At 68.9% G+C, this 16,822-nt stretch carries 15 protein-coding genes; 3 read left to right on the top strand and 12 right to left on the bottom strand.

The annotated features are described in order from the left end of the window. Nucleotides 1-270: 270 nt before the first annotated feature. From BLT45_RS10390 to BLT45_RS10340, 11 genes are all read right to left on the bottom strand, one after another. Nucleotides 271-717: a PaaI family thioesterase gene (locus tag BLT45_RS10390; protein WP_093298993.1), complete on the bottom strand. Its 447-nt coding sequence runs from the start codon at nucleotides 715-717 to the stop codon at nucleotides 271-273. After that, on the bottom strand, nucleotides 714-1,094 hold the full coding sequence (locus BLT45_RS18520) for a hypothetical protein (RefSeq protein WP_254771858.1): 381 nt from the start codon (nucleotides 1,092-1,094) through the stop codon (nucleotides 714-716). Before BLT45_RS18520 ends, BLT45_RS10390 begins: the two co-directional genes overlap by 4 nt. Nucleotides 1,095-1,108: 14 nt before the next feature. After that, the gene (locus tag BLT45_RS10380; RefSeq protein WP_217629557.1) at nucleotides 1,109-2,317 is read right to left on the bottom strand and encodes a PQQ-dependent sugar dehydrogenase; all 1,209 of its coding nucleotides are present in this window, start codon (nucleotides 2,315-2,317) and stop codon (nucleotides 1,109-1,111) included. Between the two features lie 23 nt (nucleotides 2,318-2,340). After that, nucleotides 2,341-4,215, bottom strand: coding sequence for an ABC transporter ATP-binding protein (locus BLT45_RS10375; protein WP_093298988.1), 1,875 nt, complete (start codon nucleotides 4,213-4,215; stop codon nucleotides 2,341-2,343). 86 nt (nucleotides 4,216-4,301) lie between these two features. After that, nucleotides 4,302-5,399 carry an efflux RND transporter periplasmic adaptor subunit gene (locus tag BLT45_RS10370; RefSeq protein ID WP_093298983.1) on the bottom strand — a complete coding sequence of 366 codons (1,098 nt, stop codon included), beginning with the start codon at nucleotides 5,397-5,399 and terminating at the stop codon, nucleotides 4,302-4,304. A 20-nt stretch (nucleotides 5,400-5,419) separates the two neighbouring features. Beyond that, entirely contained in the window at nucleotides 5,420-8,548 is a 3,129-nt protein-coding gene (locus BLT45_RS10365; protein ID WP_217629556.1) for an efflux RND transporter permease subunit, read from the bottom strand. 210 nt (nucleotides 8,549-8,758) lie between these two features. Further along, a complete protein-coding gene (locus BLT45_RS10360) occupies nucleotides 8,759-9,607 on the bottom strand; it encodes a LytR/AlgR family response regulator transcription factor (protein WP_093298978.1) in 849 nt (282 codons plus the stop codon). A gap of 2 nt (nucleotides 9,608-9,609) precedes the next feature. Further along, nucleotides 9,610-10,695 (bottom strand): sensor histidine kinase, encoded by a 1,086-nt coding sequence (locus tag BLT45_RS10355; protein WP_175455816.1) that lies wholly within the window; start codon nucleotides 10,693-10,695, stop codon nucleotides 9,610-9,612. Nucleotides 10,696-10,802: 107 nt separating this feature from the next. Beyond that, nucleotides 10,803-11,447, bottom strand: coding sequence for a trimeric intracellular cation channel family protein (locus BLT45_RS10350; protein ID WP_093301855.1), 645 nt, complete (start codon nucleotides 11,445-11,447; stop codon nucleotides 10,803-10,805). Nucleotides 11,448-11,481: 34 nt separating this feature from the next. Further along, nucleotides 11,482-11,928 (bottom strand): carboxymuconolactone decarboxylase family protein, encoded by a 447-nt coding sequence (locus BLT45_RS10345; protein ID WP_254771857.1) that lies wholly within the window; start codon nucleotides 11,926-11,928, stop codon nucleotides 11,482-11,484. 37 nt (nucleotides 11,929-11,965) lie between these two features. Then, the gene (locus tag BLT45_RS10340; protein WP_093298970.1) at nucleotides 11,966-12,853 is read right to left on the bottom strand and encodes an RNA polymerase sigma-70 factor; all 888 of its coding nucleotides are present in this window, start codon (nucleotides 12,851-12,853) and stop codon (nucleotides 11,966-11,968) included. 112 nt (nucleotides 12,854-12,965) lie between these two features. Between BLT45_RS10340 and BLT45_RS10335 the strand changes: the two genes are divergently transcribed. The 3 genes from BLT45_RS10335 to BLT45_RS10325 are packed head-to-tail and all read left to right on the top strand — an operon-like array spanning nucleotide 12,966 to nucleotide 15,568. Next, nucleotides 12,966-14,483, top strand: a complete 1,518-nt coding sequence (locus BLT45_RS10335) for a fumarate hydratase (RefSeq protein WP_093298966.1) — start codon at nucleotides 12,966-12,968, stop codon at nucleotides 14,481-14,483. 6 nt (nucleotides 14,484-14,489) lie between these two features. After that, nucleotides 14,490-14,915: a hypothetical protein gene (locus BLT45_RS10330; RefSeq protein ID WP_093298962.1), complete on the top strand. Its 426-nt coding sequence runs from the start codon at nucleotides 14,490-14,492 to the stop codon at nucleotides 14,913-14,915. A 17-nt stretch (nucleotides 14,916-14,932) separates the two neighbouring features. Beyond that, nucleotides 14,933-15,568, top strand: coding sequence for a glutathione S-transferase family protein (locus tag BLT45_RS10325; protein ID WP_093298958.1), 636 nt, complete (start codon nucleotides 14,933-14,935; stop codon nucleotides 15,566-15,568). A 114-nt stretch (nucleotides 15,569-15,682) separates the two neighbouring features. Here BLT45_RS10325 and BLT45_RS10320 read toward each other — a convergent pair whose 3' ends face one another. Next, nucleotides 15,683-16,792: a sterol desaturase family protein gene (locus BLT45_RS10320; protein WP_093298954.1), complete on the bottom strand. Its 1,110-nt coding sequence runs from the start codon at nucleotides 16,790-16,792 to the stop codon at nucleotides 15,683-15,685. Between the last annotated feature and the right edge of the window lie 30 nt (nucleotides 16,793-16,822).

Raw genomic sequence — 16,822 nt, 5'->3', positions numbered from 1 at the left:
CACGGCGGGTAAAACCCGCAGGGCGGCGCACAAGGATGTGCGCCGTTTTCGGCCGGGGCAGGATGCCCCGTCCGAAAATTCCCGCCGGGACTGCGCACCCGCCGCGCAGCGGTGGGCGGACCGCCGGGGGGTGTTTCTTTTGCCTACTTTTCTTTGCACAAGCAAAGAAAAGTAGGGCCCCCGCGGCGAGCGGCACCATGCCAAACCCATCGCCATGCCTCAGCAAACCCATGAACCCGATGCGCTCATCAACGGATGTGCGTATCGGGTTCAGCCCGCCTTCTGCGGCAGGATCTGGCACACCGCCTGGCACATCGCCAGCACACGGCCCGCGTCGTCGCGCACCTCGCCGGCCAAGAACAACTGCGTACGCGTGCGTTCCACCAACCGCGCATGGCACGTGATGTGCGGCATCTCCTGCGTTACCGGGCGCAGGTACTGCGTGTTGAGCGACGTCGTCACGCTGGGCGGTGCGATCAGGTACGAGAACGGCCCCAGCGTGTTGTCCAGCGCCGCCACGATGAAACCGCCCTGCATGTGCCCGATCGGATTCTGGTAGCGCGCCAGTACCGGGAACCGCATCGTCAGCGATTCGCCTTCCACGTAGGCCACCGGCTCGCCCTGCATGTCGACCAGGCAGGGCGGCGGGATCTGCAGCGGTACGCCTGCGGGCAGGCGCGCCCGCAGCAGGGCGTTGATGTCGGTGCTGTCGCTCATGGCGTGAAGCTCAGTTCGAACGAGGTGTAGAACGGCGAGCGCGGGGGCGCGGCCAGCGTCTTGCGGTTGATCTGCTTCTGCACGCAGATCGCCAGCGGTGTGCCGCCCTCGCGCCAGGTGCGGCGGACCGCGCCGGCGGCATCCAACTCGGCGACGATCACGAACGGCGCCGTATCGGCGTTCGGCGTGGCGCATTCGGCGATCGCCTCGCCGAGCACCCGCGATTGCGCGTCGAGCAAGGTCTGCGACGTCGCCGCAGGCAACGATGCCTCGTCGGCGTCGGCGCGCTGCTTGGCCTGCGTGTAGTCGGTCGGCGATTGCGCATGCGCGGCGACGGCGGTGGCCATCGCCCACGCGAACACGGCGGTGCAGATCATCATCGGGCGCATCGTCACGGGGCCTTCGGCGGTTCGATCCGCAGCAGCTTGCCGTCTTCCTCGTCGGTGACCACGTAGACGTTGCCGTCCGGGCCCACGCGCACGTCGCGGACGCGCTCGCCGATCTCGTTGAGCAGGCGTTCCTCGCCGAGGACGGTATCGCCCTGCAGGGTCAGGCGGATCAGGTTGCGCTCGGCCAGCGAGCCGAGGAACAGGCTGTCGTTCCACGGGCTGTCCGGCTGGCCGGTGTAGAACGCCATGCCCGACACGCCGGGGGATTTCTCCCAGACGTGGAAGGGCTGCTCCATGCCGTCCTTCGCCTTGCCCTCGGCTTCGGGGATGGGCTGGCCGGAATAGTTGATGCCGTAGGTGATGATGGGCCAGCCGTAGTTCTTGCCGGCTTCGGGCAGATTGATCTCGTCGCCGCCGCGCGGGCCGTGCTCGCTCTGCCACAGTTTCCCGGTACGCGGATCCAGCGCCATGCCCTGCATGTTGCGGTGGCCGTAGCTGAAGATTTCCGGACGCGCGCCGGCCTTGCCGACAAAGGGATTGTCCTGCGGCACGGTGCCGTCGAGGTTCAGGCGCACCAGCTTGCCCTGCAGCTTGTCCAGCTCCTGCGACATCGGGCGCTTGTTGCGCTCGCCCTGGCTGATGAAGAGATGGCCCTGGCCGTCGAAGACCAGGCGCGAACCGAAATGGTTGGGGCCGTCGACCTTCGGTTCCTGGCGATAGATCACCTTGACGTCGCTGAGCGCGTCGCCGGCCAGCGTGCCGTAGGCGACGGCGGTGCCGGCGGTGCCGCTGTCGCCGGGCTCGGCGTAGCTGAGGTAGATGCGCTGCGTGCTGGCGAAATCCGGGGCCAGGACCACGTCGAGCAGACCGCCCTGGCCGGTGGCGAACACCTTCGGCACGCCGGTGATCGGCGCAGACACCGCGCCGTCGGTGCCGACGCGCCGCAGCGCGCCGCCGCGTTCGGTGACCAGCACCGCGCCGTCGGGCAGGAACGCCAGCGCCCACGGATGGGCGAGCCCGCTGGCCACCTGGGTGACGCGGATCTGGCCCTTCGCGCTGGTCAGCGTCTGCGCCGGCTGGCTGGCCGGCGCGGCCTGCGCGGCCGCGGGCGCCGCAGCGCCCGATGCGTCGCCGTTGGCGGAGGAGTTGCACGCGGCCAGCGGCAGCGCGAGGAGGAGGGCGGTGGCGAGTCGGTGGGGAGCGTGGCGCAACGTCGTGTCTCCTGTGGGGGAAGTCAGCGGTAGCCGGCGGCCTGCAGTTCGAACAGTTCCGCGTAGCGGCCGCCTTGGGCCATGAGGTGCTCGTGGGTGCCGCTGGCCTCCAGCCGTCCTTCGTTGAGCACCAGGATGCGGTCAGCCATGCGGACGCTGGAGAAGCGGTGCGAGATCAGCACCGCGGTCCGATTGTCCGACAATTCCTTGAAGCGTTGGAAGACCTCGAACTCCGAACGCGCGTCGAGGGCGGCCGTCGGTTCATCCAGGATCATGACCTGCGCGTCGCGCATGTAGGCGCGGGCGATGGCGATCTTCTGCCATTGGCCGCCGGACAGGTCCACGCTGTCCTTGAAGCGCCGGCCCACGAGCTGGTCGTAGCCGCGCGGCAGCGCGTCGATCACCTCGTCGGCCATCGCGCGCGCGGCGGCGGCGCGCACGCGGTCCTGGTCGTACATGGCCTCGATGCGGCCGACGCCGATGTTCTCGCCGGCGGTCAGGTGGTAGCGCACGAAGTCCTGGAAGATCACCCCGATGTTGGCGCGCAGATCGTCGATGTCGTACTCGCGCAGGTCGCGGCCGTCGAGCAGGATGCGGCCCTCGTCCGGGTCGTACAGGCGGGCGAGCAGTTTCACCAGCGTGGTCTTGCCTGCGCCGTTCTCGCCGACCAGCGCCAGCACTTCGCCGGCGTGCAGTTCGAAATCCAGGTGCCGCACGGCCCAGCGTTCGGCATCGGGATAGCGGAAGCCGACGTTCTCGAAGACGAAGCCGCGGGTGATCGGCTTCGGCACCGGCATGGCGTTCGCGGGCGAGGCGATCTCCGGCTCGATCTCGAAGAACGAGAACAGGTCGTCCAGGTACAGCGCCTGGCCGGCGACCTGCGAGAAGCCGATCAGCAGGCCTTCCAGCAGCTGGCGCAGGCGCAGGAAGCTGCCGGCGAGGAAGGTCAGGTCGCCGATGCTGAAATCGCCGCGCACCGTGCGCCAGGCGATGTAGCCGTAGGCCACGTAATAGCCCAGGGTGCCGAGCGCGGCCAGCAGCGCACCCCAGAAGGCGCGTCGCCGGGCCAGGGCGCGGTTGGCGACGAAGAACTTCTCGGCAAGCGTGCGGTAGCGGTCGATCAGGAACCGGTGGAGGTTGAAGATCTTCACCTCTTTCGCGGTCTCCACGCTGGCGCCCATCTGCCGCAGGTACTCCAGCTGGCGGCGTTCGGGCGTCCACTGGAAGTTGAGCGAGTAGCCGAGCGCGTTGAAGTGCGCCTCGCCGACGAAGGCAGGGACCAGCGCCAGCGCCAGCAGCGCGATCAGCCAGGGCGCGTAGACCAGCAGGCCGGCGGCGAACGTCGCCACGGTGATGGCGTCCTGCACCTGGCCGAACAGCTGGCTCATCAGGTTCATGCGCCCCATCGTCTGCCGGCGCGCGCGGTCGAGCTTGTCCTGCAGGTCGGGGTCTTCGAAGTCCTCCAGGTCCAGCTGCGCCGCGTGTTCCATCAGGCGGATGCTGGTCGCATTGGTGAACAGTTCCGAGAGCAGCGCGTCGGCATAGCTCACCAGCCGGCCCAGCAGATCGGACACGATGGCGAGGCCGAACTCCAGCGCCAGCAACCCCAGCAGCGTGTCGAGCTGGCCGCTGCGCCACGCGTCGCCCAACGCGTCGAAGCCCAGCCCCAGGCCGACCAGGCGGATCGCTTCGTCGATGATCAGCTTGCCGATGTAGAGCGTGGCGACCGGCATCACCGCGCGCACCACGCGCAGGCCGAGGCTGGCGAGGGTCAGCGTGCGGCTGGTCTGCCAGATCTGGCGCAGGAACGGCACGAGGTTGCGCATCGCATCGAAGCGCTCGCGCAGGTTGGGTTGTCCGGTGCGCCGCGGGGGCGCGTGCGAGGGGGAGGACGCCATGTCCCGATTGTGCCTGCTGGCGGGTCCCCCGTCAGTGAATGCGTTGCGCAGCCCGGTATCCGGATGTCATGCGCCTCGTATCGGCGTCAGCGCATCGCCAACGCCGCCAGCGGCTGCACGGACACCGCCTGGCCCGGTTCGACGCGTTCGCCGCCGCGGACGATCAGGCGGTCGCCGGCCTGCACGTCGCCGCTCACTTCGACCATGTCGTCCACACGGGCACCGGTCTTCACCGCCAGGCGCTCCGCCTTGCCGGCGGCATCCACGCGCAACACGAAATCGCCCTCGCGACGCAGGATCACCGCATCGCGCGGCACGGCGACGACCGTGCGCGCTGCCGCGCTGGGCAGGCCCACGTCGACCGCGGTGCCGACCGGCGCCTGCAGGTCGCGGATCGCGACGCGCAGTTCCAACTGGCGCGAGGCTTCATCGCCCACCGGCACCAATGCGCTGACCGGGTAGTCGCGCTCGTCGCCGCCGGCGCGCACGCGCACCAAAGTGCCGCGCTCCAGGTGGCGAGCAAGGTCCACCGGCGCACGCACGCGCACCTCGGGTGCGGCGGTATCCACCAGTCGTGCCACCGAGGCGCCAGTCACCAGGTATTCGCCGCGCTGGGTGTGGCGCTCGGCGACGATGCCGTCGAACGGCGCGCGCACCACCATCTGCGTGCGCTGGTGACGGACCTGGGCGAGCTGGGCCTGCGCACGCGCGCGTTCCTGCGCCAGTACGTCGCGGTCGGCGCGCAGCTGTTCGTACTGCGAACGCGCGATGTTCTGCTGCGCCGCCAACTGCGCATAGCGCTGCTCCTGCCGCGCGGCGAGGTCCAGCTGCGCCTGGATGCGGGCCAGGTCGGCCTCGCCCTCGCGCTCGCGCAGGCGCAGCGTGGTGTCGTCCAGCACCGCCAGCGCCTGTCCCGCGCGCATGCGTTGCCCGACCTCCGCGACCTGCAGCACGCGGCCTTCGAGTTCGCTGGCCACGCGTGCGTCCTGGCGGCTGATGATGCTGCCGGGCGCCCAGTGGCGCGGCGCGAAATCGGTGCTGACCGCCGGCGCGACGCTGACGATGGCGGGGGGCGCTTCCGGCGTGGCGGCAGGGGCGCTGGCATCGGCGTCCAGGCGAAGCAGGGGGAGGGCGAGGACGCCGGCCAGCGCGAGGGCGATCAGGGACTTGTGCAGGGTACGCATGGGGAACTCCGGAGCAGGGGTCAGGACACGGGATGGGGCAGCGGTGCGTCGTCGGTCGACAAGGCGGCGCGCGCGGGCGCGGCGCGGCCGGCCAGGCGCAGCAGCGCCGGCACGAGCACCACGGTGAACAGCAGGCTCAGCGCGACGCCACCGACCGACACCGCAGCCAGCCCGCGGTAGATCACCGCACCGGGCCCGGGATTGATCGCCATCGGCAGCGCGCCGAGCACGCCGGTGAGGGCGGCGATCAGGATCGGACGCAGGCGCTGTTCCAGGGCCTGCTTCAGTGCGTCGTCCAGCGAGGCGCCTTCGGCCTGCGCTTCGCGCGTCTGCGCGACCAGCAGGATCGCGTTGTTGATCACCATGCCCAGCAGCATGATGAAGCCGATCATCGACAGCAGGTCTAGCGTCTGCCCGGCCGCGAGGTCGAGCACGCGCAGGCCCGCGACGCCACCCAGCACCGCCATCGGCAGCGTGGCCATGACGAACGCGCTGTCCCGCAGCGAGCGGAACATCGCCGCCATCAGCATGAACAGCACCACCAGCGCCATCGCGAAGTTGATGCCCATGCTGCGCACCACTTCGCCCAGCCGATCGGCGCTGCCGGAGATGCGGATTGCGGCGTCCGGCGGCAGCGCGTCGCGCAGGGTGGGCACGATCTCGTCGTTGACGATGTCGAGCGCTTCCTCCAGCGACATCGCCGCCGGCGGGTCCACGGTGAGGGTGATGGTGCGGCGACGGTCGATGCGGCGCAGCTGGTTGGGTGCCAGCATCGTGTCCACCTGCGCCAGGTCGGCCAGGCTCAGCACGCCGCCCTGCGGTGTGGCCAGCGGCGCGGCGCCCAGGCGGGCGATGTCGTCCTCGCCTGCGCTGCGCAGGATGATCGCCAGGCGCCGGTCGCCGTCGAAGTGTTCGCCCAGCCATTGGCCGTCGCCCAACGTGCGCACCACGGTGCCCAGCTCGGGGCGCCGCCAGCCCGCTTCGGCCAGGCGGCGGTCGTCGGGATTGACGCGCAGCTCCGGCGTGCCGCCGTCGGCACTCGGCCAGGCCTGCACGTTGGCGCTGGCAAAACGGTCGGACAACGCCTTGCGTCCCGTCTCCGCCGCCCGCGCCAGCGCATCGCCGTCGCTGTGCTGCAGGTGGATGGCGATGGCGCGCGCGGACCCGCCGAAGCTGCCGAACAGTTCGCCTTCGCTGGCGAACGCGCGGGTATCCGGAAAGCCGACCACGATCTCGTCGCGGACGATGCGTTCGAGTTCGCCGATATCGCCCGGGTCCACCACGCGCGCGCCCAGCGTGCCGCCGCCCGGCCACAGGTTGAGGTACCAGTTGCTCAGCTGCGGGCCCTTCTCGCCGTCCATGTAGGGGCGCATGCGTTCTAGCAGGACCGGCGCGATCTCGCGGTTCACCCGCTCCGGGCTCATGCCGGGCGGGAAGTTGAAGAAAGCGTCGACCGCCGCGCGCTTCACGGGGGGCAGGTAGTCGATCTGCGGCATCAGCACGGCGGCGAGCAGGGCGGGCGCGAGCACCAGCGCGCCGACCCAGCCCAGCTGGCGGGTCCGGCCGTCGGTGGTCTTCAGCGCCCAGTCGCTGAGCCGCGACCAGAACCGGTGCTGGCGTTCCTCGCCAGGGCGCGTACGCAACCAGCTGCCAGCGGCCGCGGGCAACACGGTGACGGCGATCAGCAGCGAGATGCCGACGGCGATGGAAATCGTCAGCGCAAGGTCGGCGAAGAGCTGGCCTTCGACGTCCTCCATGAAGATCACCGGCAGGAACACCGCCACCGTGGTCAGGGTGGACGCGACCAGCGCGCCGCCGACCTGGCGCGTGCCTTCCAGTGCGGCGTGCGTCGCCGACAGCCCTTGCTCGCGCAAGCGCACGATGTTCTCGGCCACCACGACCGCCGCGTCCATCACCATGCCCACGGCGAAGGCCAACCCGGCCAGCGAGATGACGTTGAGGCTGCGGCCGGTCAGCTGCAGCACGATGAAGGTGGCCAGCAGCGAGATGGGAATGGCGCACGCGATCAATGCGGTGGCGCGCACATCGCGCAGGAACCACCACAGGCAACCCACCGCCAGCAGCACGCCGGCGGTCAGGCTGCCGGAGAGCAGGCCGAGCGCACGGTTGATGAACACCGAGGCGTCGAAGCTCTGGGCGATGTCCAGGCCGAGCGGCTTCAGTTCCTGCTCGCGCACCTCGGCGACCACCTGCTTGACCTCGTCCAGCGTGTCGAGCACGTTGGCGCCGCTCTCGCGCAGGATGCGCAGGCCAATGGCGGGATTGCCGTTCTGATAGGCGAAGAAGCGCTGCTCCGGTCGCTTGACCTCGACGGTGGCCACGTCGGCCAGGCGCACCGGCCGTCCGTCGCGCCAGGCGAGGATCAGGTTGCCGAGTGCGTCGGGCGAATAGCGTCCGGCGAAGCGCAGCACGTACTCGCGACGCCCGGCTTCGACCACGCCGCCGGAGACATCGGTGGCGCGCGCGGCCACCGCCGCGACCTCCGGGATCTGGATGCCGAGCGCCGCCGCGCGCGCGAGGTCCAGGGTGATGGTGAGCTCTTCTTCCGCGCCGCCGTTGATCTCCACGCCGGCCACGCCGTCGACCGATGTCAGCCGCGGCACGATCCGGTCCTCGATGAACTGCCGGTAGTCGAGGATGTCGCCCCGGGTGCCCGGCAGTTTCTGCACGAAGAAATAGGTCAGCGAGTTGTTGGCGTTGTCGGCGCCGGCCTGGACCACCGGCGGCGTGGCATCGCGCGGCAGCGGCTGCAGGCGGTTCATCCGCGACAGCACCTCCACCAGCATCGCGTCCATGTCGCTGCCGACGGCGAAGGTCAGGTTGATGAAGCTGTTGCCGGCGTTGACGTTGGAGGCCATCTCCTCCAGGCCCGGCAGCCCCTGCATCACCGTTTCGATCGGTTCGACGATCTCCGATTCCATCTCCTGCGGCGACGCCGCGCGCCAGCCGGTCTGGATCGACATCTGCGGACGCTCGATGTCCGGAAACAGCTGCAACGGCAGCTTGCCCAGGCTCAGCAGGCCGAACGCGCAGACCATCGCCACCACCACGGCGACGGCGGCGGGATTGCGCAGGGAGGCTTCGGTGAGTTTCATCGTGCGGGCGATCTTGGCTTCGGCGGTGCGCACGATGCGCGCAGCAGAAGACGGCGTTATGGCCCGGAAGTCATGCGCGGCGCGGCGTTGCGGCGAGTGGTGAACGCGGCGCGGCGAACCGAAGAATGAGAATTCGCGTTACGCGCAAGGAGCGGAGCTGTTGTGGGAGCGACGTAAGTCGCGATGGCCGCATCAAGGTCCGTCGTCGCGACTTACGTCGCTCCCACAAGAAGCAGGCGACGCTTAGAGCAACACCGCCAGCTTGTCGCGATGGCTGCGGGACAGCTTCAGTTCCTGGCCGCAGTCCAGGCGCAGGAAGCTTTCGCCGTTCGTGTGCGGGCGCATCTCCACCACGCGGCGGGCATTGACGATGGTGGAGCGGTGGATGCGCGGGAAGCGTTGCGGATCCAACTGCTTCTCCAGGTCGCGCATGGTGGCGCGCAGGATCAGGGTGGTGCCGTTGGCGTCGTCACCGTCCACATGGATGCACATGTAATCGCCGGCGGCGTCGATCCAGCGGATGCTGTGCAGGTCCACGCGCACCGTGCGGCCGCCGTCGCGCACGGCGAGCTTGTCTTCGCGGCGCAACAGGTCGAGCGCGTCGGGCTTCAGGGCTTCGTCCAGGTCCAGCGGCGGCCGGCCGCTGAGTTCGCCCAGCAGCCCGAGCAGGTGGGCGCAATGGCCGCTGGCTTCGCGCTGCGCACGGGCGAGGCGCACCCGCACGAGCGCCTGCGCCAGGCGGGAGTCCTCCACCGGTTTCAGCAGGTAGTCGGTCGCCGAGGCCTCGAACGCGCGGATCGCATAGTGGTCGTAGGCGGTGACGAACACCACCAGCGGCATTTCGTTGGCCGGAATCGCGCGCAGCGTCTGGAAGCCGTCCATGCCCGGCATCTGCACGTCGAGGAACATCAGGTCCGGCCGATGCTCGCGCAATCCGGCGATCGCGGCGGCGCCGTCGCCGTACTGGCCGACGATCTCGATGTCCGGGTGCGCCGCCAGGCGGATCTCCAAGCCGCGGCGCGCCAGCGGTTCGTCGTCGACGATCAGGGCGCGCAGGCGCGGGGCGGGTTCGACGCGGGCGTGGCTGTCCATGCTCAATCCCCGAGGGTCTGGGAAGTTTCGAACGGCAGGCGCAGCGAGACTTCCAGGCCGCGTTCGTGGTTGCGGACCGAGAAGCCGCCGGCGTCGCCGTACAGCACGCTCAACCGCTCACGGGTGTTGCGCAGGCCCACGCCCTTGCCCGGCGGCAGCTCGCTGCCTTCCAGGCTGCCGCAGCCGGGACCGTCGTCGATCACGCGCAACACCAGCTGTTCGCCTTCGCGTTCGGCCTCGATGCGCAGCAACCCGCCCGCGACCTGCTTGGCGACGGCGTACTTGATCGCATTCTCGACCAGCGGCTGCAGCAGCAGGCTGGGCAGCAAGGCGCGCCAGCAGTCCTCGTCGATGTCGGTCTCGATGCGCAGGCGCTCGGCGAAGCGGATCTTCTCGATGTCCAGGTAGAGCGTCAGTGCGTCCAGTTCCTGCCGCAGCGTCACCCGCTGCATCGGATCGTTGTCCAGCGAGTGACGCAGGAACGACGACAGGCCCTGCACCATGCGGTTGGCGGTGGCGTTGTCGCGGTCGAGGATCAGGGTGGAGATCGCGTTGAGCGTGTTGAACAGGAAGTGCGGGTTGAGCTGGTAGCGCAGCATCTTCAGCTGCGCCTGATGGGCCATGCTGCGCGCGGCCAGCGTGCGCTCGGTTTCGCCCTGCAACTGGCGGTAGTACTTGATGCCCATGTAGGCGCCCACCCAGGCCAGCACCACGTAGATGTAGCCCAGCGAATAGGCGATGAACTCCAGTTGCGTGGACGGCCGGCAGGTTTCGCAGAAGTCGACCAGCGCCTCGCGGGTGACGAAATCGATGACGGCCGAACTGACCAGGATTGCGGGCACCATCACCGCCAGCAGCCTGCGTGGCGGCAGGCCCCAGCACGCGCGCAGCAGGTAGCGCAGCCCCAGGGTGACCACGGCGCCGGTGATGGCCGCGGTCAGCGGCACCACCCAGTAGCCCGACGGCTTGCCGTGCGCGACGGCATACAGGCAGCCCTGTGCGAAGTAGGCGCCCCAGCCGCCCAGGTGCAGCAGCCAGAAGGCCTGCTGGCGGGGGATATCGAGGGAGCGGGATGCAGCGATGGCCATGGCGGAAGACGGTACGGACGCAGGTGCCGCCATGCTAAGGCCATGCGCCCCGCGATGCGGCACGGCTCATCGGCCCCCGTGCACGCTTGGGCGCACGTGCGGGCGGGTCAGCGCAGCGGGCCGGGCGGCTCGCCGTCCCCGCCGGACTGCAGGGCGACCGGCAGGTGCCAGCCGAACGTGACCGCCGCCATCCGCAGGCCGAAGCAGGCCGCGGCACCGGCCAGTGCGCACGGCAGCGGCGGCAGCGTCAACCAATGGCCGACCGCGACGATCAGGGCGCCGGCCAGCGCGGCCACGGCATAGAGTTCGGCGCGCAGCACCAGCGGTACCTGCGCCAGCAACAGATCGCGCGCGATACCGCCACCGATGCCGGTCAGCATGCCCATCGCGGCCGCCATCGGCGGTGCGATGCCGTACTCCAGGGCCTTCTGCGTCCCTGCGACGGCGAACAGGGCCAGGCCCATCGCATCGAACAGGCGCACCGGGTGGTGCAGCTTCTCGATCAGCGGCGCGCGGAAGAACGTCACCACGCCGGCAGCCAGCGAGGTGACGGGATAGCGCCAGTCGCTGAGCGCCGCGGGCGGCGTGGCGCCGATCAGCAGGTCGCGGGTGATGCCGCCGGCGGTCGCGGCGATGAACGACAGCACCAGCACGCCGAAGATGTCCAGCCGGCGGCGCACGCCCAGCATGGCGCCGCTGAGCGCGAACACGAACGTGCCGACCAGGTCGAGGATGAGCACCAGGGTATCCATGGTGCCCATTGTGCCGCCTGGCGCGGCTGCGCGGTCAGGGCAGGATCGGCTGCATGCCCACGCCCAGGCGGTTCCATGCGTTGATCGTGGCCACGGCCATCGTCAGCTCGGCGATGCCGTGCTCGTCGAAGTGGTCCTTCAGCGCCTCGTAGGTCGCATCGGCCGGCGCGCCGGAGGGCAGGGTGGTCAGCGCTTCGGCCCAGGCGAGCGCGACGCGTTCGCGCGCGTCGAAGAAGCGGCTGTCGCGCCAGCCGGCCAGCGTGTGCAGCTTGCGCGACTCCACCCCGGCCTTGACCAGTGCGCTGCTGTGCATGTCCATGCAGTAGGCGCAGCCGTTGATCTGGGAGACGCGCAGGAAGACCAGTTCGAGGAACTCCTTGCCCAGCGCGCCGTTGTGCAGCGCCGTGCTGGTGGCATACAGGCCACGGAAGGCCTCGGGAACGTGCTTGGGGTAATCGACGCGATGGAATTTCATGCTCATGTCAGTGCCTCAATGGCGGCCACGATGGCCACCTTCGCTACCAGGACGCACCACCGTCCTTCGTCGTGACACCCGGGCCCAGCTTGTCCGGATTGGCGACCGTGAACAGCTCGCTGATGCGTTCGCCATCGCTCACCGCCACCATCACCGCGACCAGCACGCCGTCGCGGTAACGCAGGATCGCCGGTTCGCCGTTCACCGTGCCCATGCGCCAGGCGATCGCCGGGTCCTGCCGGCGGTAAGCGGCCCAGAACAGCCGGGCGATGCGTATCGCGCCCAGCAGCGGGCGAATGACCGCCTGCGCCTTGCCGCCGCCGTCGGAGACCAGCTGCGCGTCTTCCCGCAGCAGGGCGGTGATCGCCGGCTGGTCGCCGCGGCGTGCGGCCTGCATGAAACGCTCCAGCAGGCGGCGATGGTTCTCCGGCGGCACGTCGAAGCGCGGGCGCCCCGCCTGCACGCGTTCGCGCGCCCGGTGGACCATCTGCCGGCAGTTCGCTTCACTCTGGCCGAGCAGGGGGGCGATCTGCGCGTAGTCGTAGTCGAAGGCCTCCTTCAGCAGGAAAGCCGCGCGCTCCTCCGGGCCCAGCCGTTCCAGCACGGCCAGGAAGGCCAGCGAAACCTGTTCCGACACCTCGGCGGTGCGCTCGGGGCCGGGGGCCTCGTCGATCTCGGCGGGTTCGGGCAGCCAGGGGCCGGTGTAGTGCTCGCGCTGCACGCGCGCAGCCCGCAGGCGGTCGATGCCCAGGCGGGTGGCGGCGGTGACCAGCCAGGCCTCGGGGTCGCGGATGCCGGTCTTGTCGGTCTGCTGCCAGCGCAGCCAGGTGTCCTGGACGACATCCTCGGCGTCGCTGCGGCTGCCCAACAGGCGGTAGGAGAGCCCAAACAGGCGGGCGCGGTGGGTTTCGAAGGTGTTTTCGGCGTTCATGCGACCAAAGACGGGCGAGGGCACCGGCCCGTGACAGCCGGGGCGGCCCCCACTTTGGCCTAAAATGGGGGCTTCCGCCCGCTACCCCACCGGCAGCCCGCCCGTCGCGCCAATGACCTCGATCAAGCAAGAAGACCTCATCCAGTCCATCGCCGATGGCCTGCAGTACATCAGCTACTACCACCCGGTCGACTACATCCAGAACCTCGCCGCCGCCTACGAGCGCGAGGAATCCCCGGCGGCCAAGGACGCCATCGCCCAGATCCTGATCAACTCGCGCATGTGCGCCGAGGGCCACCGCCCGATCTGCCAGGACACCGGCATCGTCACCGTGTTCCTCGAGATCGGCATGGACGTGCGCTGGGACGACGCCACGATGGGCGTGGAGGACATGGTCCATGAGGGCGTTCGCCGCGCCTACAACCACCCGGACAACAAGCTGCGCGCCAGCGTGCTGGCCGACCCGGCCGGCAAGCGCACCAACACCAAGGACAACACGCCGGGCGTGGTGAACGTGAAGGTGATGCCGGGCAACACCGTCGACGTGATCGTCGCCGCGAAGGGCGGCGGTTCGGAGGCGAAGTCGAAGTTCGCGATGCTCAACCCGTCCGACTCCATCGTCGACTGGGTGCTGAAGACCGTGCCGACGATGGGCGCCGGCTGGTGCCCGCCGGGCATGCTCGGCATCGGCATCGGCGGCACCGCCGAGAAGGCGATGCTGCTGGCGAAGGAATCGCTGATGGAGCCGATCGACATCACCGACCTGCAGGCCCGCGGCGCGTCCAACCGCGCCGAGGAACTGCGGCTGGAACTGTACGAGAAGGTCAACGCGCTGGGCATCGGCGCGCAGGGCCTGGGCGGCCTGACCACCGTGCTCGACATCAAGGTCAAGGATTATCCGACCCACGCGGCGAACCTGCCGGTCGCGCTCATTCCGAACTGCGCCGCCACCCGCCACGCGCACTTCACCCTCGACGGCAGCGGCCCGGTGATGCTGGACCCGCCCTCGCTGGAAGACTGGCCGGAGCTGACCTACGACGCCTCCAAGGGCCGTCGCGTCGATCTCGACACACTGACGCGCGAAGACGTGGCCAACTGGAAGCCGGGTGAAGTGCTGCTGCTCAACGGCAAGCTGCTGACCGGCCGCGACGCCGCGCACAAGCGCATGGTCGACATGCTCAACAAGGGCGAGCCACTGCCGGTCGACCTGAAGGGTCGTTTCATCTACTACGTCGGCCCGGTCGATCCGGTGCGCGACGAGGTCGTCGGCCCGGCCGGTCCGACCACCGCGACCCGCATGGACAAGTTCACCGAGCAGGTGCTGGCGCAGACCGGCCTGCTGGGCATGGTCGGCAAGGCCGAGCGCGGCCCCGCCGCGATCGAAGCGATCAAGAAGCACCAGTCGGCCTACCTGATGGCCGTCGGCGGCGCGGCCTACCTGGTGTCGAAGGCGATCAAGGCGGCGAAGGTCGTCGGCTTCGCCGACCTGGGCATGGAGGCGATCTACGAGTTCACCGTGCAGGACATGCCGGTGACGGTGGCCGTCGATTCGCAGGGCACTTCGGTGCACCAGACTGGCCCGAAGGAATGGCAGGCGCGCATCGGGAAGATTCCGGTGGTGGTGGCGTAAGCGCTGATGACAGCCGACGCATTCAGGATCTACGCTGACTTCAATGGCTTGGTCCGCGGGCCAGCGAATGGCCGGATTGCGGTGGTCTTGGACACGTTTGGCTCCCTGAGAGACCTGTCGAACGCAGGCGTCGTGCTTAAAGACGGACTCGATCTCGTGGCATACGACGAATCGGATGACGCCGAAGATATCGAAATCCATGGAGTCGCTCGCTACGACTTCGACCGCCAATGGTGGGTGATCGAATCCGACGAGAAAGGTGTGATGTATGTGCCCGCTGTTGACCGTACACGCATCGAACCTGGATTCCATTGCGTCCAATGCGGCTACGAAATAGCAGGTCTAGATGCCTTCACGCTCGACCAAGCCTGCTCGCAATGCCATACGCCCGTGAAGGCGGCCACTGCCGCACCGGCTTCGACTTCCCTTTGATGGTTATCGGGTGATCCGTGACGACAAAGCTCTACTACTCCCGCAGCACCGCCAGCCTGGTCGTCCACTGGCTGCTGATCGAATTGGACATCCCGCACGAATTGCACGAGCTGGACTTCGACAAGCGCGACCAGAAGTCCGGCGACTACCTGAAGCTCAATCCCGCCGGCGTGGTCCCCACGCTGGTGGTGGACGGGCAGGTCATCACCGAGACGGCGGCGATCCTGATGCATCTCGCCGACACGCACCCGCGCGCCGAACTCGCGCCGGCGGTGGCGGGCACGCAGCGCGCGCAGTACTACCGCTGGATGCTGTTCTGCGCCAACACGCTGATGCCGGCGTACCGTGCGTGGTTCTATTCGGACGAGATCGCCGGCGAGGCCAACATCGAGGCCACCCAGCTCCACGCGCGGGCGAAGCTGGAGAAGGCGTGGGGCCAGGTCGCCGACCACCTGGAGGCGCATGGCCCCTACCTGCTGGGCGCGCAACGCACCGCGGCTGATTTCCTGCTGACGATGCTGATGCGCTGGTCGCGCAACATGCCGAAGCCCACCGACACCTGGCCGGTGCTGCTGGCCTATGCGCAGCGGATGAAGGCGCTGCCGAGCTTCAGGGAAGTCTATGCCCGCGAGGGGCTGACCGACTGGACGTAATGGACATGCGTCTTGTGGGAGCGACGTAAGTCGCGAGCTTCTTCTCCGGCTCGCACCGCTTGGATCACGCAGTTTCGCGACTCACCTCGTTCCCACACCGATTGCCCTGGCAACTCAGTCCACGTACTCGTCGAACTTCTTCCCGCCCTGGAACGGCATCAGGTGCTGGCGGACGATGCCGCGCGGCACGGTTTCCAGCTTCATCACACCGTATTCCTCGGGCCAGTCTTCCTGCTTCGGCGGCAGCTTGAATGTGCCCATCAGCATGTCCACCAGCGGCAGGTGGATGGCGTAGTTCACGTCCAGGTAGTCCTTGTGCCGCGCATGGTGCCAGTGGTGGTAGCGCGGCAGCACCAGCAGGTACTCGAGCACGCCGAAACGGAGGCCGAGGTTGGCGTGCGCCAGCACCGCCTGCAGGCCGACCAGGATCACGTAGGCGTTCACGGCCGGCGTGGAGAAGCCCAGGATCAGCAGCGGCAGCAACACGGCGCTGCGGGTCAGCACGATCTCGACGAAGTGGATGCGCGAGCCGGCCAGCCAATCCATTTCGCGGCTGGAATGGTGGACCGCATGGAAGCGCCAGAGCCACGGGATGTTGTGGTACGCGCGATGCAGCAGCGCTTGTGCGAGGTCGGCGACGAACACGGCGATCAGGAACTGCGCCCACACCGGCAGCGACTGGATCGCGTCCTTCAGCGCCGGAAATGCGGCCAAACCGGCGATGGTCGAGGTCGAGGCCGTCACCAGGATCAGGATGAACTGCACCAGCATGTGGCTCATGAAGAAGTAGGTCACGTCCGTGCGCCAGCCCGGGCGCAGCGGCGAGATCCGGCGCTTGCCCAGGTAGTGCTCCAGCGGGACGAACACCAGCGCCGAGAAGAACAGCGAGATCACGAACCAGTCCAGACCCAGCGAGTAGGGGGTCTTGCCGATGGCGTCGAACTGCACGTTGGTGCCGCCGAGCAGCACGGCCACCGTCGCGCTGCCGACACCGATCAGCGCGATGCGCTTGTTGCGGTCGCGCAGGATGGCCAAGGTCCCGAGCGCGAACGCCGCCACCAGCCCGACCAGCAACAGGTGGCGGGCGAACTGTTCGTTGTAGGCCGCCCGGAATTCCTTGCTCGTCAGCAGCTCCGGGAAATGGAAGCAGGCCACCGCCATCAGGCTGAGCAGACCCAGCAGGGCGGAGGCATAGGCGAAGAACGAACGGCGCAGGCGTGGCATGGGCGGCTTCCTTGGCAGGCGGTACAGGTC

The organism is Pseudoxanthomonas sp. CF385, from assembly GCF_900104255.1.
Taxonomy (GTDB): domain Bacteria; phylum Pseudomonadota; class Gammaproteobacteria; order Xanthomonadales; family Xanthomonadaceae; genus Pseudoxanthomonas_A.
This window is presented reverse-complemented; position numbering and strand designations above follow the sequence as displayed.